This window comes from Streptomyces sp. NPDC044704, assembly GCF_056433525.1.
Genome location: NZ_JBWKGY010000008.1, coordinates 58,730 through 76,105 on the forward strand (window position 1 = coordinate 58,730; position 17,376 = coordinate 76,105).

Genomic DNA, 17,376 nt, shown 5'->3' on the forward strand with positions numbered 1-17,376 from the left:
AGAGGAGACACCGGCATGGACGCTGGGCTCAAGCGTGAGCTGGAGGAGAAGGTCCGCTCCGGCGAGCGGCTGACGCGTGAGGACGGGATCGCCCTCTACGAGTCGGACGACCTGGCCTGGCTCGGTGGCCTCGCCCACGAGGTGCGCACGCGCAAGAACGGCGACGTGGTCCACTTCAACGTCAACCGCCACCTCAACATGACGAACGTGTGCACCGCGTCGTGCGCGTACTGCTCCTTCCAGCGCAAGCCGGGCGAGAAGGACGCGTACACGATGCGCATCGAGGAGGCCGTCCGCCTGGCCAAGGCCATGGAGAACGAGAACCTCACCGAGCTGCACATCGTCAACGGCCTGCACCCCACCCTGCCGTGGCGGTACTACCCGCGCTCGCTGTCCGCCCTCAAGGAGGCGCTGCCGAACGTCTCGCTGAAGGCGTTCACGGCCACCGAGATCCACCACTTCGAGACGATCTCCGGGATGTCGGCCTCCGACATCCTCGACGAGCTGATCGAGGCCGGACTGGAGTCGCTGACCGGCGGCGGCGCGGAGATCTTCGACTGGGAGGTCCGCCAGCACATCGTCGACCACCGCACCCACTGGGAAGACTGGTCGCGCATCCACCGCCTGGCGCACTCGAAGGGGCTCAAGACGCCCGCGACGATGCTCTACGGGCACATCGAGGAGCCGCGCCACCGCGTGGACCACGTGCTGCGGCTGCGCGAGCTCCAGGACGAGACCGGCGGCTTCCAGGTCTTCATCCCGCTGCGCTACCAGCACGACTTCGTGGACATGAAGGACGGCAAGGTCCGCAACAAGCTCCAGGCGCGGACGACGATGGCGACCGGCGCCGAGGCGCTGAAGACCTTCGCGGTCTCCCGGCTGCTCTTCGACAACGTCCCGCACGTCAAGGTCTTCTGGGTGATGCACGGCGTGCAGACCGCCCAGCTCGCCCTCCTGCACGGCGCGGACGACATGGACGGCTCGGTCGTCGAGTACAAGATCACGCACGACGCCGACAACTACGGCACCCCGAACAAGCTGGGCCGCGACGACCTGCTGGAGCTCATCCGCGAGGCGGGCTTCCGCCCGGTCGAGCGCAACACGCGCTACGAGATCATCCGCGAGTACCCCGGCCCGGACGCCGCCCTGCGCGAGACGCCGCAGGCCATGCGCCTCTGACGCCGCTCCCTTCGCCCCGGCCCGCGCCCGGCCGGGGCGCTCCCCCCGGCGGGCCGCCGCCGGGGAGCGGCGTGCTTCACTGGACGGGCACGCCAAGCCCGCAGGACGACGAGAGAGAAGGGGTCACCGTGTCCCTCAAGCCGAGCGCGACGATCCGCTACACCGCGATGCGCCTGGGCATCTTCGTCGGATGCCTGGTCTTCGTGACCGTCCTGGTCCGCCTGAAGTGGGTGCCCGCATCCCTCGGTGACGCCAACGTCGTCTGGATCGTGCTGCTCGCGCTGGTGATCTCGGCCCCGCTGTCGTTCGTCCTGCTGCGCAAGCAGCGCGACGAGATGTCCGAGCAGATCTCCGGACGCGTCGCGGGTGCGAAGCAGAAGCTCGCCGCGAACCGCAGCCAGGAGGACGTGGCCGACGACGCCGCCCGCGTGAACTGACGCGAGGCGGGTTGGCTTCCTCACACACCGAACCGCCCCAGCTACGGGAATACCGCCCGTAACGCTGGGGCTTTCGTGTTTTCCGGGCCCGGCGCGGCGGCTTCCCGGGCGCTCTGGATCAAAGAATGCCTTTGGGCTTCTCAAAGGAGAAGTGTTAGCGTGTTCAACATGTTGACCACAGTTGCGCACCCGATGACCGCGAGCCTTCCGCTCGTGGAGCGCCTGCACGTCGACCTCTGCCGCCGCGTGTCCGCGGCCTGTTGCTGTTGCCGCTGATTCCCTCTGCCGTTGAGCTGAATCGATACAGCAGCGGTCCCGGCCGGCCCGGCCCCTTCCGGCTGCTGCCGCACCGCACCCCTTGCAGAACCTTCCGCCGTACGTTGTGCGTCACCCCCGGAGAGTGTCCGTGTCCGCGACCCCCCAGGCCCCGGCCCCCGCCAAGGCCTCCTTCAAGTTCCCCTTCTGGGCCCAGATCGTCACCGGTCTCGTGCTCGGCGTGCTGTTCGGCTGGCTCGCCCGCAGCCAGGACATCAGCTGGCTGAAGACCACGCTGGAGCAGGTCGGCGACATCTTCGTCCAGCTGCTGAAGCTGGCCGTCGCCCCGCTCGTCTTCTTCGCGATCCTGGTGTCCATCACCAACCTGCGGAAGGTGAACAACGCCGCGCGGCTCGCCTCCCGCACCCTGCTCTGGTTCATGATCACCTCGCTGATCGCGGTGGCCATCGGCCTCGCGATAGGCCTGCTGACCGACCCCGGCGCGGGCACCGGCCTCACCCCGGCCGACGGCAAGGAGCCCAAGCGGACGGGCTCCTGGATCGACTTCCTGACCGGCATCGTGCCGAAGGACGTCATCACGCCGTTCACCGAGCTGAACGTCCTCCAGATCGTCTTCATGGCCGCCGTCGCCGGCATCGCCGCCCTCCAACTCGGCAGCAAGGCCCAGCCGGTCCTCAGCCTCGCCGAGTCGGTCCTGGAACTCCTCCAGAAGGCCCTGTGGTGGGTCATCCGCCTCGCCCCGATCGGCACCGTCGGCCTCATCGGCACCGCCATCGCCAGCTACGGCTGGGAGCTCATCGGCAAGTACGCCACCTTCACCGCCGACGTGTACATCGGCTCGGCCCTCGTGATGTTCGGCGTCTACCCGCTGCTCCTGTGGGCCGTCGCCAAGGTGAACCCGGTCCAGTTCTTCAAGGGCGCCTGGCCCGCGATCCAGCTGGCCTTCGTCTCCCGCTCCTCGGTCGGCACGATGCCGGTCACCCAGAAGGTCACCGAGCGCCTCGGCGTCCCGAAGGAGTACGCCTCCTTCGCCGTCCCGTTCGGCGCCACCACGAAGATGGACGGCTGCGCCGCGATCTACCCGGCGCTCGCCGCGATCTTCATCGCGAACATCTTCGACGTGCAGCTGGGCATCAAGGAGTACCTGCTCATCGCGTTCGTCTCGGTGGTCGGCTCCGCCGCCACGGCCGGTCTGACCGGCGCGACCGTGATGCTGACCCTGACCCTGTCCACGCTGGGCCTGCCGCTGGCCGGTGTCGGCCTGCTCATGGCGATCGACCCGATCCTGGACATGATGCGCACCGCCACCAACGTGGCCGGCCAGGCCGTCGTCCCGGTCATCGTCGCGGCCCGTGAGGGGATCCTGGACAAGGAGGCCTACGCCACCGCCTCCTCCTCCCCGCTGGACGAGAAGGCCGCCGCCCCGGCCGAGGAGAAGGCCGGCGCCCCGGTCGCCGTCACCGCCTGATCCGGGCACGCGCCCCGCGCGCGCCCACCGCGGCCCCCGCCCCCGTCCGGGCGGGGGCCGCGGCGTTTCCCGGTCCGCCCGCCTGTCGTCACGTCACACGGTCAGGGCGCGGACCCAGGCGACGGAGGCCAGGAGGAAGGGGCCGGCGTACCACCAGCGGCCCATGGTGCGGTGGAAGACCGGTACGGCGGTCAGCAGCAGCCCGGCGAAGCACACGGCGATCGTGAGACCGGCGGCGAAGCGGACGTCCTCCCGCAGCGGATCGTCCGCCGGGCCGGGGCTCATGGCCAGCGCCGACCAGCAGAAGAGCACCGCCGGTACGTAGATCAGGACGAGCGGGACGCCGAGCACCCAGCGCAGGCACCCCTGGTCCTCGGGCAGGTCGACGTTCTCCCTCACCTGAGGCTCCACAGGCGGATGGTGTTGTCGGCGCTGCCGGTGGCGAGGGTCCGGCCGTCGGGGCTGAACGCGACGGAGGACACGGCGCCGGTGTGGCCGGTCAAGATGGTGGGGGAGCGCTCGGCGACGTTCCACAGGCGGACGGTGTTGTCGCTGCTGCCGGTGGCGAGGGTCCGGCCGTCGGGGCTGAACGCCACCGAGGACACGGCGCCGGAGTGGGCGGCGAGGGTGACGCTGGTGCCCTTGGCGAGGTTCCACAGGCGGGCGGTGTTGTCGCTGCTGCCGGTCGCGACGGTCTTCCCGTCGGGGCTGAACGCGACGGACGCGACCGCGCCGCCGTGGCCGGAGAGCGTGGTGTCGACGGCGCGGGTGGCGACGTCCCACACCAGCACGGTGTTGTCGTCACCGCCGCTGGCGAGGGCCGTGCCGTCGGGGCCGAAGGCCACGCACCAGACGCTGCTGGTGTGCCCGGTGAGGGAGCCGCTGGTGCGGTCGGCGACGTTCCACAGGCGGACGGTGTGGTCCCAGCTGCCGCTGGCCAGGGTCTTGCCGTCGGGGCTGAACGCCACCGCCCACACGCTGCTGGTGTGCCCGGTGAGGACGTCGGCGCTGCGCCTGCGGACGTCCCACAGCCGGATGCTGTTGTCGAGGCTGCCGCTGGCGAAGCTCGCGCCGTCGGAGCTGAACGCCACCGATGCCACCGCGTTGGCGTGGGTGCCGAAGGGCGAGGTCTTGGCGCGGGTGGCCAGCTTCCACAAGCGGACCGTCTTGCTGCTGTTGCCGCAGGCGAGGGTCTTGCCGTCCGGGCTGAACGCCACCGAGGACACCGCCCCGGCGTCGTCGGTGAGGACGGAGGACTGCGGAGCGGCGCCGTTCCCGCTTCCCTTTCCGCCGCCGGTTCCCCCGCCGTTTCCGTCCCCGGTGAGCTTCAGCGCGGCGAAGGTGCCGCCCGAGGCCACGGCGAGCGCGGCGAGGCCGCCGAGGACGACGTTGCGGCGGCTCGGACCGCCCGCGTCGGGTGCGCCGCGTACGTCGGGTGCGGCCGGGCCGGGCTCCGTCGGCTCCGGGGGCCGGGGCGGGGCGGGCGGGGCGGGGGCGGTCTCGGTGGGGGCGGTGTGCGGGCCCGGCTCCGGCCGGCACAGCGCGCGCAGGATCCGGACCGTGGCGGCCGCGTCGGGCCGCTCGGCCGGGTCCTTGGCCAGCAGCGAGGCGACCAGCGTCTCGACGCCGACCGGCACGTCCGGCCGCACCGACCGCAGGCCCGGCGGTACCTCGTCCAGGTGGCGGCGCATCAGCGCCCACGGCTGCTCCGTCGCCGGGAAGGGCGTGTCACCCGTCAGCAGCGCGTGCAGCACGCACCCCAGGGCGTACAGGTCACAGCGGGCGTCGACGTGCTCGCCGCGCCACTGCTCGGGCGCCATGTAGGACGGGGTGCCGAACGGCCGGCCGGTGACCGTCAGCCCGCCCGTCGCGTCGGCGGTGCGCGCGATGCCGAAGTCGCAGATCTTCAGACGGCCGTCGGCGAGGAGGAAGAGGTTCGCGGGCTTGAGGTCCCGGTGCACGACCTTCTGCGCGTGCGCGGCTTCCAGCGCTTCCGTTGCCTGGAGGGCCAGTTCGAGGGCCTCGGACACGGGCAGCCCGCCGGGCGAGCGGGCCAGCCGGTGGGCGAGGTCCTCGCCCTCCAGCAGCTCCATCACGATGAACAGCCGGTTCTCGTGGTGCCCGATGTCGTGGACGACGGTGATGCCGGGATGCTGGAGCCGCGCCCCGATCGCCGCCTCGCGCCGGAAGCGGCGCAGCAGTTCGTCCGGGGCGTCGAACTCCAGCAACACCTTCAGGGCGACGGCCCGGCCGAGGTCGACGTCGTACGCCCGCCACACCTCCCCGATGCCGCCGTGCCCTAGCCGGGCGTCGAGCCGGTACCTGCCGGAGAAGTGCTCCCCCGCCCGCATTGGGCCCCCTGAGACGTGCCGCCAAGAACAGGGGACATTGTGTAGCACGGGGGTCAGGCGCGTGAGACGAACTCCGCCCAGGCGGTCGCCGCGAAGGCCAGGTGGGGGAGGGCGGTGTCCTTGGAGTCCCGCACGTGGACGGTGGCGGGGGTACGGGCCACCTCGACGCAGTCGTGGCCGTCGCTGCTGTCGCTGTAGCTGCTCTTGACCCAGGTGTAGGCCACCTCGACGCAGTCGTTGATGTCGCCGCTGTCGCTGTAGCTGCTCTTGAACCACTCCAGCTCGGACTTGTCGATCATGTCTCTCCAAGCACTTGCTCGATGAATGCAACGGACTCCCGTGGCGCGAGAGCCTGAGACCGGATCATGGCATGGCACTGTTCGAGGACCCGAAGCCGCCGCGGATCGGAAACGGGTCGGCCGTTGAAGGCGCCTTCGGAGCGCCCTACAGCTGATCCATCCGCGAACTTCAGTACCTGTATCAACCCACCCATACCGGCGTGCTCTTCGAGATCGGTGGGCATGACCTGGATCGTCACGTGCCGCAACGCGGAAACTTCCAGCAGTCGTTCGAGCTGCGCACGCATCACCATTGTCCCTCCGATGCGACGTCGAAGGGTCACCTCTTCCTGGACGAAGCAGAGCGCGGGGGCGGGACTGCGTTCGAAGATCGACCGGCGTGCCATCCGGGCAGCCAGGCCCCGTTCCACCTCCTGTTTGGTCTGCGGGGGCTGCCACATTTCGAACAGGGCGCGTGCGTAGCCGTCCGTCTGCAACAGGCCGTGGATGTTGTGGCTGCCGTAGGCGGAAAGCTCGACGGCCCGGCTTTCCAGGTCCGCCAGGTCCCGGACCTTCTTCGGGTAGCGGACCCGTTCCATGTCCGCCTTCATCGCGGCGATCTTCCCGTTCGCCCGGAGGACCTCGTCCGCCCGGTCCAGGTACTCCGGGCGCGGGATCCGCTTGCCGCCCTCGATCTTGCGGACCAGCGCCTCCCCGTACCCGACTTCGACGCCGAAATCCGCGGCCCGCTTGCCCGCCTCCTCCCGCCACGCCCTCAGCTGGCGGCCGAGCGCCGACAGGACGGCCGCGCCCTGCTCGTCCTCGGGGTCGATCTCCCAGCCGGTGTCTTCCGTTTCCGTACCGTCACTGTCCACGCTCATGCGCGCCCACCTCCGACGTACCGAATGTCTCCACACGCCCTGCCCGTACGGCCTCCGGACAGCCGGGACAGCGCCGGACAAGCGCGGGACAAAGCCCGGACGCACGGGCGTTGGCGCTTCTCACGGTACGCACGGAACGCCACGCTGGGTGACGTGAATACTCATATCGGTTACACCGAGGCGCAGTTCGCCGTCCGTCTGCCCGCGACGCCCCGAGGAGCCCGGCAGGCGCGGCTGCTCGCCGTGGGGCAACTCCGCTCCTGGGGGCTGCCCGTGGAGGGGCCCGGGCTGATCGTGGGGGAGCTGGCCGCCAACGCGGTGACCCACGGGCGGGTGCCCGGGCGGGGCTTCCAGGTGGTGCTGACCCGGGGCGCGAAGGTGCTCCGGATCGAGGTGGTCGACACGCGCGGGGACCGTGTCGCGAGTCTTCGCGACGCGGGTCCGGGTGCGGAGGGCGGGCGGGGACTGGTGCTGGTGGCCGCGCTGGCCGACCGGTGGGGTGTGGAGCCGGGGCTGCCGCCGTGCAAGGCGGTGTGGGCGGAGGTGGATCTGTCCGGTGAGGGCCTGAAACCATGACGCGGGGCCTCGGGATCCGGTCTGATGAGACGTCCAACCCCGTTCAAGTACCGAGGGGAAACCAACCAACCCCACCCCTCCGGCTCCCCGCTCACTCGCACGGGTGAACTGTCCCAACTGGGCTGGATTTCGGGATGGTTGCCGGGCATATGCTCGGCCCGACAACCCCAGACATGAGACGGCCCCCGCCGGGACTGGCATCCCGGGCGAGGGCCTGACCAACCAGGAAGTAGCACCTTCCCAATGGCTTCAATGCAGCCTAGCGCGCCCTCTGGCGCCTCGTCCCGAGTTCCTGCCGGGACCATCCGATCCGGTGTCGTTCACGTCAACGTGCGGCACACCGATCACTACACCGTGGTCGGCAACCACCTCGCCCAGCACCGCGGACTGTCGCTGACGGCCATCGGGCTCGCCCTGCACATCCAGTCGCTGCCGGCCGGTGCCCTCGTCGGCATCAAGGTCCTTGCCGACCGGTTCCCGGAGGGGGAGGTCCGGATCGCGACGGCCCTGCGGGAACTGGAGGCGTACGGGTACCTGGAGCGGCGCCGCGTACGGGTCGACGACGGGCGGATCGTGACCAGGACGGTGTCCTACAACCAGCCGAAGGGGGAACCCCCGCCCCCGCCGCCCCCGCCCCCGCCCCCGCCGGGCGACCGCGCACCGGTACCGGAACCCGAGCCGGAGCCGTACCCAGAGCCGGAGCCGGAGCCGTATCCCGAGCCGGAGCCTGACCCGGGGCCCGAGCCCGAGCCGGAGCCTGATCCCGAGCCGTATCCCGACCCCGACCCCGACCCGTACCCCGACCCCGCCCCGGCTGCCGGCGGGCCGGAGTTGCGGGAGGCCGAGGTGTTGCTCGCCCGGCTGCGGGAGGACGACCACCGGCTGCTGCTCTCCGAGCGGGACGTGCGGCGGCTCGCGCCCGGAGTGGCCGACTGGCTGCACCGGGGTGCCGCCCCCGAGGCCGTGCGGACGGCCCTCGCCGCGGACCTGCCCCCGAACCTGCGCCGCGCGGCCTCCCTGCTCGGCTACCGGCTCAGGTCGTCCAGGCCGCCCCGCCTGTCGCCCGCCCCGGCCCCGGCTCCCGCCGCCCGCCCGGACCCGCTCCAGAACTGCGACGGCTGCGACCGCGCCTTCCGGGCCCCCGAGCCCGGCCGCTGCCGCGACTGCCCGCCCCCGGGCGCGCCGACGGCGGCCGCGGCCTGAGCCGCCGCTCAGGAGCCCGCGTGCTCCTCCAGGAACGCCGAGCGCTCGGGGGTGTCCGGGAGGGTGGCGACGGTCTGCGCGAGGCGGGCCGCCAGGTCCGGGAACGGGATCCAGGCCGTGGCCGGCCGGGTGACGGCGGCGTGCAGCAGATCACCCTCGTAGAAGTACGCGTCCAGCAGCGGATCCTCCACGAGGAGGTCCACCGCCAGCGGCAGCACGTAGGGCAGTGCCACGTCCTGGCTGATCAGCGTGCGCAGGTCCGCCGGGGCGAGACTGCCCAGCGGGCGGCGGCGCAGGGCGTGGACCTTGGAGACGAGGCTCGTCGCGTTCGGCGGCGCGGGCGGCCACGGGGGGCCGTCGATCTCGTCGAGAGTGTGGTCCAGGTGGTGGAGCATCATGTCGCCCTTGCGTCTGCCGAGTTGCGGAACGGAAGCCTCCCTGTTTATCAGGCGGGAGGCGTCAACCGCGGGAGTACGAGCCGATGCCGACGAGGCAGTACACGTACTCGTTCACGACCGCACCGTTGATCGTGTACCGGTAGGAGAAGGCGTACTCCGTTTTGGGGTTGCCGTTGCAGCGGTCCATGTCCGAGGTCAGCGGGATGCTCTCGATCACCCGGTAGTGGGCGTCGCCCGCCGAGCAGGAGACCTCCTCCACGTTCGTGACGCGCTGCGCCGTCGTCGAATCGGGGAGCTCCCCGTTGAGGCAGGTGCCCCGGTCGAAGGGGGTGGGGGCGGCCTCGGTGGTCGGGGTGACGGGGTCGGGCGTCGCGGTGGTCGGATCCGGCGCCGGGGCGGCGCTGAGCGACGGGGCCGGCTCCGTCGCCATGTAGGTGGGGGCGGGCGCGTACGTCGGGCTGTAGTTCCCACCGCGGGGCTCCGGTGTCGAACTGCTGGAAGTGGAGGCCTTGTTGTCGGAGTCGTCGCCGTCGTTGCCCAGCAGGACGATGCCGACGACGAGGGCCGCGACCACGCCGAGGGCCACCAGGCAGCCGCCGCGGCCCGTTCTGGAACCCGTACCGGACGCGACCGGAGTGCTCTGCGTCGCGGCGGGGAACGCCGCGCCGGGAGGGGTCCCGCTCACGCGGATCCGTATCAGCACCTCCTCGCCCGCGACACGGGCGCGGACGAGGTCGCCGTTGCGGGCGGGCGGGATGTTCAGGCTGACCGTGCCGGTCGCCAGGGGGACCTTGACGGTCACACCCGTGGCGGCCTGCTGGGCGGTGAGCGTTAACGCGATTTCCTCGGACGGCACCGGCGTCTCCTAGGGGTGAGGGGGCCGTGGCGTCGGACGGACCCCCACGGATTCTGCCCGGTGGGCGACGGGTGACGCAGCCGTTCCGCCCTACAGGACAGGGGAGTTGGCGCGGCGGAGCGCCAGGCTGCTTCCGGCCGCGGGCTGTCCGGATACGATCCCCCGAACTGACATCGATGGTGCTAGCGTTATTAGCATCATGTTGCTGAAGCTGAACACCGCGGACAACCGCCCCCTGCACGAGCAGGTGGCCGGGGCGATCCGGCGCGCCATCGCCGAGGGCGAATGCGCCCCCGGTGACCGGATCCCGCCCGCCCGCGACCTTTCGCAGGCGCTCGGAGTGAACGCGAACACCGTGCTGCGCGGTCTGCGCGCCCTGCGCGACGAGGGACTGCTGGAGTTCCGGCGCGGCCGCGGGGTGACCGTGGCCGACGGCGCGGACCGGCGGTCGGCGCTCTTGGCGCGGGTGCGCGAACTCGTCGAGGACGGCGCGCACTTGGGCTACAGCAAGGCCGATCTCATAGAAATGATCAGGGAGGTGCCGTGAACGACCGCAACGTCGGTACGAGGAGCGTGCGCGCGTGGGGAGCCGTCGCCTGGGCGGCCGGAATCCTGGTGCTGCTCGTGGCGCTGCCGCCGGCCGCGAGCGGGCGGCTGCCCGACCGGCTCGCCACGCACTGGAACACCGGGGACTCCGGAGCCCCGGACGGCTCGATGCCGCTGTGGGCGGCGGCGCTCGCCCCCGCACTGGTCTGGGCCCTGCTCGTACTGGGCGCCGCCCTCGCGCGGCGCCGGGCCGGGGCCGCGGCCGGCGGGTGGACCGCCGCGACCCTGCTCTCGGGCGGGGTGTTCCTGGCCGGCGGACAGGCCTCGATCGTCCGGGCCAACCTGGACCGGGAAGACTGGCGACAGGCCGGGTCCGTGTCGGGCTGGGTGCTGGCCGTCGTCGTGGCGGCCTCGGTGGCCGGCGTCGTCGGAGCGCTCCTGGCCCGCCGCCCCGGAGCCGGTGCGGAGCCGCCGCAGGGGCCCACCATGGACATCCCGGAGGGCGAACGCCTCTTCTGGCTCTCGCGCGCCTCCAACGGATGGCTCCAGCTGACCGCCGCCGTCACCGGACTCGTGGCCGTCGCGGGCGCACTCGCCGGGCTGGGCGGGCTGACGGGGCCGCAGTGGCTGCTGGTCGCCCCCTTCGCCGTGGCGTCCGTCCTCGTCCTCACCTTCTCCTCCGCGCAGGCGCGGGTCGGCGCACAGGGCCTGGAGGTCGCCTTCGGGCCGCTCCGGTGGCCCGTGCGCCGCTGGGCCGCCGAGGACGTCGACTCCGCGCGCGTCGAGGACCGCGAGCCCGCCCAGGTCGGCGGCTGGGGCTACCGGCTCAGCGGACTCGGCACGACCGTGATGCTGCGCGCGGGCGGGTGCCTGGTCGTCCGCTCCCAGGGCAAGGACTTCGCGGTCAGCGTGGACGACGCCGAACGCGGCGCGGCCCTCCTGAACTCCCTGGCCGCCCGCCGCCCCGGTTGAGTCCCCGGTTCGCCCACGGCTCCGCGCCCGGCCCCGCCCGCAAGTACCCCACGCCGTGCGGCTCGTGGACCCGTGCGGCCCGCCGAAACCCGGGGCTGAACGGCCCCCGCGAGGGAAAAGACCCGGTCCGGGGGGTGGTCGGACCGGGTTACCCGTGCGTAGATTACCGGCGGTAACTCCGATCGACCCGAGGAGAGCGTGCCGTGGATACCGAGCCGAAGCTGGTGGAACCCGTCAAGACGATCGTCGGCGGGGTGGTGCGCGAGGTGTCCCTGCCCCCGCTCGCCGGGATGCCACGGAGCGGCTCGCTCGGCGACATCCCCTTCGACAACGCCCGCGAAGCCCCCGCCGAGGCGGTCCTCGCCCGCAAGGACCGCGACGGCACCTGGCGGGACGTCACCGCCGCCCAGTTCGCCGCCGAGGTGCTCGCCGTCGCCAAGGGCCTCATCGCCGAGGGGCTGAAGGAGGGCGACCGGCTGGCCATCATGGCCCGCACCACCTACGAGTGGACCCTGCTGGACTTCGCCGGATGGGCCGCGGGACTGGTCACCGTACCGATCTACCCGACCTCCTCCGCCGTGCAGGCGCGCTGGATCATCCACGACTCCGGGGCCGTGGCCTGCGCCGTCGAGGACACCGCCCAGGCCCGGATCATCAGCGCCGAGCGCGGCAACCTGCCCTGGCTGACGCACCTGTGGGAGTTCGACACAGGCGCCGTCGCCCGCCTGGTGAAGGCCGGGGAGCACCTGCCCGACGCGCTCGTGCACGCGCGCAGGGCCGCCCGTACGCCGGACTCCGTCGCCACGCTCGTCTACACCTCCGGCACCACCGGACAGCCCAAGGGCTGCGTCCTCACCCACGGCAACTTCTTCGCCGAGGTCGACAACGCGGTGGAACTGCTGCACCCGGTCTTCCGGTCGGTGACCACCGATCCGGCCTCCACCCTGCTGTTCCTGCCGCTCAGCCACGTCTTCGGGCGGATGGTCGCGGTCGGCTGCATGCGGGCCCGGGTCAAGCTCGGACACGCGCCGAGCATCAGTACCGAGGACCTGCTCGCCGACCTGGCGAGCTTCCGGCCGACGTTCCTGCTCGCCATCCCGTACGTGCTGGAGAAGGTCTACAACACCGCCCGCGCCACCGCCGAACGGATGGGCCGCGGAGCCTCCTTCGACCGGGCCGCCCGGATCGCGCGGAGCATCGGCGAAGCGGTCGAGGGCAAACGCCCCGGCATGGGCCTGCGCGCCGCCCACGCCCTCTACGACCCGCTGGTCTACCGGCGCATCCGGGCCGCCCTCGGCGGGCGCGTGCGCTACGTCCTCAGCGGCGGTTCCCCGCTCGGCCGGCGGCTCGCGGCCTTCTACACCGGCGCGGGCATCGAGGTCTTCGAGGGCTACGGGCTGACCGAGACCACGGCCGCATCCACCGTCACCCCGCCCCTGCGGCCCCGGCTCGGGACGGTCGGCTGGCCGCTGCCGGGCACGGCGGTACGGATCGCCGACGACGGGGAGGTGCTGCTGCACGGCCGGCACGTGTTCGCCGGCTACTGGAACGTCGCCGCCCAGCCGGCCGGCGGCTGGCTCGCCACCGGGGACATCGGCGAGCTGGACGCGGACGGGTACCTCACCATCACCGGACGCAAGAAGGACCTGATCATCACCTCCGGCGGCAAGAACGTCGCCCCCGCGCCCCTGGAGGACTGGCTGCGCGCCCATCCGCTCGTCGGCCAGTGCATGGTGATCGGCGACAACCGGCCCTACGTCACCGCCGTCGTCACGCTGGAGCCGGACGGGCTGGCGCACTGGCGCCAGATGCACAAGAAGCAGGGCGTGCCGGTCCGCGAGCTGGTCACCGACGAGGAACTGCTGGCCGACCTGCAACGGGCGGTGGACGAGGCGAACCAGCTGGTCTCGCGCGCCGAGTCCATCCGGCGCTTCGCCGTCCTGCCGGGGGAGTTCACCGAGGCGCGCGGGCACCTCACGCCCTCCCTCAAGCTCCGGCGCGGCGCGGTGGCCCGGGACTACGCCGCCGAGATCGACGCCCTGTACCGGGGGCCGCGCGAGCACTGAGCCCGGGACCCTCCGGAGTGCCGGTCATATGATCATGGCGATCCGGTGCGCGGGGACCGACCGCGCACCCGCGCTCCGGGGGGAAGCCGTGCCCGAGTACCACTCCAAGATGCTGACCAGGGCCGTGTCCGTGCTCGTGGCCGTCGCCGCCGTCGGCGCCCTCGCGGGGTGCACGGAGGCCGAACCGAAGGCGGACCCCACCGCGGACGCCGTACCGTCCCCGCCCCCGGTCGTCACCCGGACCCCGTCCCCGTCCGCGCCCCCGCCGCCCCCGGCGGGCACCGAGGAGTTCGGCCCGGTCGTCGACCGCGAGGGCGACGCCAGCGCCTACGCCGCCGTACCGGACGGCGGCGGTGCGCTGCGGGTGCCCGTCTCCCTCACCAACCAGAGCACCGTGCGGTCCTTCTACGAGGTCACCGTGCGCGTGACCGGCCCCGACGGCTACGAGGCCACGGGCAGCTTCAGCACCGACACCGTCGGCGTGTACCCGGGCGCGTCCTGGCCCACCGAGGTCAAGGTCTCGATGCCGGGCCGGGCGGCGCCCGCCGAACCGAAGGTGGAGATCACCGAGGTCGAGGTCGACCGGCACTGACCGCCGCCGCCGGGCCGGCCGGCGCCGGGCGCGACACGCCTGCGCCCCGCCGGGGCGAACGGCCCGGCGGGGCGCAGGGGCGTACCGGAACTAGCAGTTCGCGTGCGTCGGGCGCCCGGCGAAGCGGTCCGCCAGCCAGTTCCCGACCGCCGGCGAGTGGGTGATCACCCCGCTGACGTGCTCACCGAGCCAGATGGTGTCGAACTCGACGTTCGCGCCCTTCGCGCACCACTCCGAGCGCAGCCGGCTGCCCACCCCGTACGGGATCAGCTCGTCGGCGAGCGCGTGGTACTGGTACACGGGCGCGGCCGGGGCGGTGCGCCCGAGCCGGCTCTGGTCCAGGCGGGCCCGCCAGTCGGGCTGCTCCAGCGGGTTGCGCACGGTCAGGTCGGAGATCCGCTTGAAGGACCCGGCGATCGCGTCGACGGCCACGCAGTGCTCCTTCATCCCGGCCACCAGGGCCTTGCCCGCCGGGTTGAGGTAGGAGTCCAGCCGCAGCTCCGGGAAGGCGGCGTCCTGGCCGGCGGCCGCCATGAAGATCAGCCCCGAGCCGAAGGAGCCGTTGTTGAAGTCGGCCACCTTCATCAGGTCCGCCGGGACGCCACCGGTCGCCGTGCCCTTCACCTTCAGCTCGGGCGCGTACGAACCGTGCAGCTCGGCGGCCCAGCTGCTGGCCTGGCCGCCCTGCGAGTACCCCATGATGCCGACCGGGGTGTCCGGCCCGAGCCCGGCCGCGGGGAGGCGGAGGGCGGCGCGGGCGGCATCGAGGACGGCGTGGCCCGCCGACGGGCCGACGGTGTACGTGTGCACGCCCGGAGTGCCGAGGCCCTCGTAGTCGGTGACGACCACGGCCCAGCCGCGCAGGGTGAGCTGCTGGATGAGGTTGGCCTCCATGGAGGTGCCGTACGGCAGGTTCTCGCTCGGTGCGCAGGAGTCGCCCATGCCGACGGTGCCGACGGCGTAGGTGACCAGCGGGCGCGGGCCGGTGCGGCCGTCCTGCGGGACGATGACGGTGCCGGAGACGACGTTGGGGGCGCCGTCGGCGGTGGTCGAGCGGTACCGCACCTTCCACGCCTTGGTGTTCGTCGGCTGTCCGGGCAGCGGGTGGAAGGCGGAGGGCGCACTGGAGACGAGGTCGCCGGGACGGCCGGACACGGTGCCCGTGGCGGTCTCGGTCCCGGTCTCGTTCTCGGTGGCGGCGGTTGCGGCGGAGGGGATCCAGGCGGACATGGCCATGGCGGCCACGACGGCGAGGGCGGTCCTGCGGAAACGCATGGGGCGGCTCTCCCAACGGTCCGTACGGGGTGGGTCAGGCGAAGGTAGTGACCGACCGGTCAGGATGTCGCTGACTGCGCAGCTCACCTTTCCTGACCCGGAGTCCCACCCTCACCCCCGCCCGCACCGCCGCCGGGCAGCGCCACGCCGCCGCCGCACCCCGTCGCGGGGCGCGGCGGCGGCCCGTTCCTACAGGTGGGGGAGGACGAAGTCGTACCCGGCCACGCCGTGGGCGCCCCCGGCCGGGCAGCGGCCGTTGGTGGGGTAGCCGTAGTAGTAGAGGCCGTAGCAGGTCGGGCAGAAGCGCCAGTTGCGCTGCGAGCCCGCCGGCTCGGGGATGTCGTGGGGCAGGACGAAGTCGTACCCGGCCATGCTGTGCGCGGCGCCGGCCGGGCAGCGGCCGTTGGTGGGGTAGCCGTAGTAGAACATGCCGTAGCACTTCGTACAGAAGCGCCAGTTGCGCTGCGCCTTCGGCGTCTCGGGCACGTTGTACGGGAGGTTGAAGTTGAAGCCCGCCGCGTCGTGACCCGCGCCCGCCGGGCAGACGCCGTCCGTGGGATAGCCGCGGAAGAACATGCCGTAGCACTTGGTGCAGAACCGCCAGTCCGTCTGGTTCGCGCGGACCGCCGCCGCGGCGGGACCGGCCGCCGCTCCCGTCGCCAGTGCCGCGCCCGCCAGCCCGGCCGCCGCCGCGCCCAGGGCCCGGGTCAGCACCTTCCTGCGGTCCGGCCGCGGATCCCTCTCGCCCTCTGTCAGGAAGCCCATGCGTCCACCTCTCCACCGGCGAATCCCCGGGCGAAGCCCGGCCGGGCGTTCGCCACGCCGAGTTTCCTGGCGTGCGCGGTACGTGGTCAACGGAGCCCGGACGCACTCGCCGGCCCTGCGCGCCGGTCCCCGCACGCCCCCCGGCGCGCGGACGTTCCCTAGCCCCCGGAAGCGATCCGGTACGCCCCCGGGGTCGTACCCGTCCAGCGGCGGAACGCGCGGTGGAAGGCGGTGTCCTCGGAGAAGCCCAGCCGGGCGGCGAGTTCCGCGATGGGTTCCCCGCTCTCGGCGAGTCCCGCGATGGCCGCGTCCCGCCGGACGTGGTCCTTGAGCTGCTGGAAGGAGGTCCCCTCCTGCCGCAGCCGGCGCCGCAGCGTGGCCGGGGAGACGGCGAGGCGGGCCGCCACCTCCCCGAGTTCGGGCAGCCGGGGAGAGCTGCGCAGCCGCTGCGTCAGGGTGCGGCGTACCTGCTCCGCGACCGTCGTCCCGTACTCGGGGCGCGACAGCAGGTCGAAGGGGGCCCGGCGGAGCATCGCGTCGAGCTCCGCCTCGTCCCGCACCAGCGGGGCCGTCAGCCACTGTGCGCCGAACACCGCCTGCGTGCGCCGCGCCCCGAAGCGGACCGGGCAGTCGAAGAGCAGCTCGTACTCGTCCGCGTGCGGCGGCGCCGGATAGCTGAAGGCCGCGGCGGACAGCGGGATGCGCCGCCCGATCAGCCAGCTCGCGAGCCGGTGCCAGATGGCCAGCACGCATTCGGTGAGGAAGCGCTCCTCGTCCCGCTCGAAGTCGTTGCCGACGGCGAACCGGGCCTCGCCGCCGTCGACTTCGAGCGCCAGCTCCGGCCCGCCGGGGAACAGCCCGTAGAAGGCCGCAGCCCGTTCCACGGCCGCCCCGAGGTCCCGGCAGCCCAGCGAGGCGTGACACATCATCGCGAACGTGCCCGGCCGGCTCGGGACCGCCGACAGCCCGAGGAACTCGTCCTGCGTGGTCCGGTACAGCGCCCGGAAGAGCCGGGCGAACTGCGCGGGCGTGATCCGCGCCCGGTCGTCGCCGAGCAACAGCGGCGGGATCTGCGCCTCCTGGAGCAGCGGCAGCAGGTCGAAGCCCCCGCGCCGTGCCCCCGCGAGCACGGCACGCACGTGGTGCACGGTGATCGTCCGCCTCCCCATGGCTTCGACGGTAGCCGCATTGAGCGCTGGGGTCAGCGGTGCTGACGCGTCCGGTCATGCCGGACGCGGTCCGCCGATGCCTAGCGTC

18 protein-coding genes are annotated in these 17,376 nt (G+C 72.6%); 9 read left to right on the plus strand and 9 right to left on the minus strand.

Annotation, left to right across the window (positions count from 1 at the left end):
* The first annotated feature begins 15 nt into the window (after nt 1–15).
* From mqnE to AC07B0_RS20955, 3 genes are all read left to right on the plus strand, one after another.
* Nucleotides 16–1,179: an aminofutalosine synthase MqnE gene (gene mqnE / locus AC07B0_RS20945; RefSeq protein WP_356872331.1), complete on the plus strand. Its 1,164-nt coding sequence runs from the start codon at nt 16–18 to the stop codon at nt 1,177–1,179.
* A 128-nt stretch (nt 1,180–1,307) separates the two neighbouring features.
* Nucleotides 1,308–1,616 carry a DUF4229 domain-containing protein gene (locus tag AC07B0_RS20950; protein WP_356872329.1) on the plus strand — a complete coding sequence of 103 codons (309 nt, stop codon included), beginning with the start codon at nt 1,308–1,310 and terminating at the stop codon, nt 1,614–1,616.
* Between the two features lie 400 nt (nt 1,617–2,016).
* Nucleotides 2,017–3,360: a dicarboxylate/amino acid:cation symporter gene (locus tag AC07B0_RS20955; RefSeq protein ID WP_356872327.1), complete on the plus strand. Its 1,344-nt coding sequence runs from the start codon at nt 2,017–2,019 to the stop codon at nt 3,358–3,360.
* Nucleotides 3,361–3,453: 93 nt separating this feature from the next.
* Here the strand turns inward: AC07B0_RS20955 and AC07B0_RS20960 are convergent, their stop codons facing one another.
* The 4 genes from AC07B0_RS20960 to AC07B0_RS20975 are packed head-to-tail and all read right to left on the minus strand — an operon-like array spanning nt 3,454 to nt 6,870.
* A complete protein-coding gene (locus AC07B0_RS20960) occupies nt 3,454–3,759 on the minus strand; it encodes a hypothetical protein (RefSeq protein ID WP_356872325.1) in 306 nt (101 codons plus the stop codon).
* Nucleotides 3,756–5,711 (minus strand): WD40 repeat domain-containing serine/threonine protein kinase, encoded by a 1,956-nt coding sequence (locus tag AC07B0_RS20965; protein WP_478898701.1) that lies wholly within the window; start codon nt 5,709–5,711, stop codon nt 3,756–3,758. Before AC07B0_RS20965 ends, AC07B0_RS20960 begins: the two co-directional genes overlap by 4 nt.
* 53 nt (nt 5,712–5,764) lie before the next feature.
* On the minus strand, nt 5,765–6,010 hold the full coding sequence (locus AC07B0_RS20970) for a DUF397 domain-containing protein (RefSeq protein ID WP_469382251.1): 246 nt from the start codon (nt 6,008–6,010) through the stop codon (nt 5,765–5,767).
* A complete protein-coding gene (locus AC07B0_RS20975) occupies nt 6,007–6,870 on the minus strand; it encodes a helix-turn-helix domain-containing protein (RefSeq protein WP_469382250.1) in 864 nt (287 codons plus the stop codon). Before AC07B0_RS20975 ends, AC07B0_RS20970 begins: the two co-directional genes overlap by 4 nt.
* Before the next feature lie 153 nt (nt 6,871–7,023).
* Between AC07B0_RS20975 and AC07B0_RS20980 the strand changes: the two genes are divergently transcribed.
* The gene (locus tag AC07B0_RS20980; RefSeq protein WP_356872317.1) at nt 7,024–7,446 is read left to right on the plus strand and encodes an ATP-binding protein; all 423 of its coding nucleotides are present in this window, start codon (nt 7,024–7,026) and stop codon (nt 7,444–7,446) included.
* Between the two features lie 330 nt (nt 7,447–7,776).
* Nucleotides 7,777–8,649 carry a helix-turn-helix domain-containing protein gene (locus AC07B0_RS20985; protein ID WP_469382249.1) on the plus strand — a complete coding sequence of 291 codons (873 nt, stop codon included), beginning with the start codon at nt 7,777–7,779 and terminating at the stop codon, nt 8,647–8,649.
* Between the two features lie 8 nt (nt 8,650–8,657).
* Here AC07B0_RS20985 and AC07B0_RS20990 read toward each other — a convergent pair whose 3' ends face one another.
* Together AC07B0_RS20990 and AC07B0_RS20995 are read right to left on the minus strand one after the other, a co-directional pair.
* Nucleotides 8,658–9,047, minus strand: coding sequence for a contact-dependent growth inhibition system immunity protein (locus AC07B0_RS20990; protein ID WP_356872313.1), 390 nt, complete (start codon nt 9,045–9,047; stop codon nt 8,658–8,660).
* Nucleotides 9,048–9,108: 61 nt separating this feature from the next.
* Nucleotides 9,109–9,903 carry an LppU/SCO3897 family protein gene (locus AC07B0_RS20995; RefSeq protein ID WP_356872311.1) on the minus strand — a complete coding sequence of 265 codons (795 nt, stop codon included), beginning with the start codon at nt 9,901–9,903 and terminating at the stop codon, nt 9,109–9,111.
* 199 nt (nt 9,904–10,102) lie between these two features.
* Between AC07B0_RS20995 and AC07B0_RS21000 the strand changes: the two genes are divergently transcribed.
* The 4 genes from AC07B0_RS21000 to AC07B0_RS21015 all read left to right on the plus strand — a co-directional run bounded on the left by AC07B0_RS21000 (nt 10,103) and on the right by AC07B0_RS21015 (nt 14,079).
* Entirely contained in the window at nt 10,103–10,450 is a 348-nt protein-coding gene (locus tag AC07B0_RS21000) for a GntR family transcriptional regulator (protein WP_356872309.1), read from the plus strand.
* The gene (locus AC07B0_RS21005; RefSeq protein ID WP_478898702.1) at nt 10,447–11,421 is read left to right on the plus strand and encodes a DUF1648 domain-containing protein; all 975 of its coding nucleotides are present in this window, start codon (nt 10,447–10,449) and stop codon (nt 11,419–11,421) included. Before AC07B0_RS21000 ends, AC07B0_RS21005 begins: the two co-directional genes overlap by 4 nt.
* Nucleotides 11,422–11,624: 203 nt before the next feature.
* Nucleotides 11,625–13,487, plus strand: a complete 1,863-nt coding sequence (locus AC07B0_RS21010) for an AMP-dependent synthetase/ligase (protein WP_356872305.1) — start codon at nt 11,625–11,627, stop codon at nt 13,485–13,487.
* A gap of 88 nt (nt 13,488–13,575) precedes the next feature.
* Nucleotides 13,576–14,079: a hypothetical protein gene (locus AC07B0_RS21015; protein WP_469382247.1), complete on the plus strand. Its 504-nt coding sequence runs from the start codon at nt 13,576–13,578 to the stop codon at nt 14,077–14,079.
* 90 nt (nt 14,080–14,169) lie between these two features.
* Here AC07B0_RS21015 and AC07B0_RS21020 read toward each other — a convergent pair whose 3' ends face one another.
* From AC07B0_RS21020 to AC07B0_RS21030, 3 genes are all read right to left on the minus strand, one after another.
* Nucleotides 14,170–15,354 carry a lipase family protein gene (locus AC07B0_RS21020; RefSeq protein ID WP_469382246.1) on the minus strand — a complete coding sequence of 395 codons (1,185 nt, stop codon included), beginning with the start codon at nt 15,352–15,354 and terminating at the stop codon, nt 14,170–14,172.
* A gap of 189 nt (nt 15,355–15,543) precedes the next feature.
* Nucleotides 15,544–16,119: a hypothetical protein gene (locus AC07B0_RS21025; RefSeq protein WP_469382245.1), complete on the minus strand. Its 576-nt coding sequence runs from the start codon at nt 16,117–16,119 to the stop codon at nt 15,544–15,546.
* Between the two features lie 158 nt (nt 16,120–16,277).
* On the minus strand, nt 16,278–17,288 hold the full coding sequence (locus AC07B0_RS21030; protein ID WP_356872297.1) for an AraC family transcriptional regulator: 1,011 nt from the start codon (nt 17,286–17,288) through the stop codon (nt 16,278–16,280).
* Between the last annotated feature and the right edge of the window lie 88 nt (nt 17,289–17,376).

Coding starts and splice junctions, on each gene's coding strand:
- AC07B0_RS20990 (WP_356872313.1), bottom strand. CDS start 9,047: ATGATGCTCCACCACCTGGACCACACTCTCGACGAGATCGACGGCCCC.
- AC07B0_RS21025 (WP_469382245.1), bottom strand. CDS start 16,119: ATGGGCTTCCTGACAGAGGGCGAGAGGGATCCGCGGCCGGACCGCAGG.
- AC07B0_RS20970 (WP_469382251.1), bottom strand. CDS start 6,010: ATGATCGACAAGTCCGAGCTGGAGTGGTTCAAGAGCAGCTACAGCGAC.
- AC07B0_RS21000 (WP_356872309.1), top strand. CDS start 10,103: ATGTTGCTGAAGCTGAACACCGCGGACAACCGCCCCCTGCACGAGCAG.
- AC07B0_RS21030 (WP_356872297.1), bottom strand. CDS start 17,288: ATGGGGAGGCGGACGATCACCGTGCACCACGTGCGTGCCGTGCTCGCG.
- AC07B0_RS20975 (WP_469382250.1), bottom strand. CDS start 6,870: ATGAGCGTGGACAGTGACGGTACGGAAACGGAAGACACCGGCTGGGAG.
- mqnE (WP_356872331.1), top strand. CDS start 16: ATGGACGCTGGGCTCAAGCGTGAGCTGGAGGAGAAGGTCCGCTCCGGC.
- AC07B0_RS20965 (WP_478898701.1), bottom strand. CDS start 5,711: ATGCGGGCGGGGGAGCACTTCTCCGGCAGGTACCGGCTCGACGCCCGG.
- AC07B0_RS21020 (WP_469382246.1), bottom strand. CDS start 15,354: ATGCGTTTCCGCAGGACCGCCCTCGCCGTCGTGGCCGCCATGGCCATG.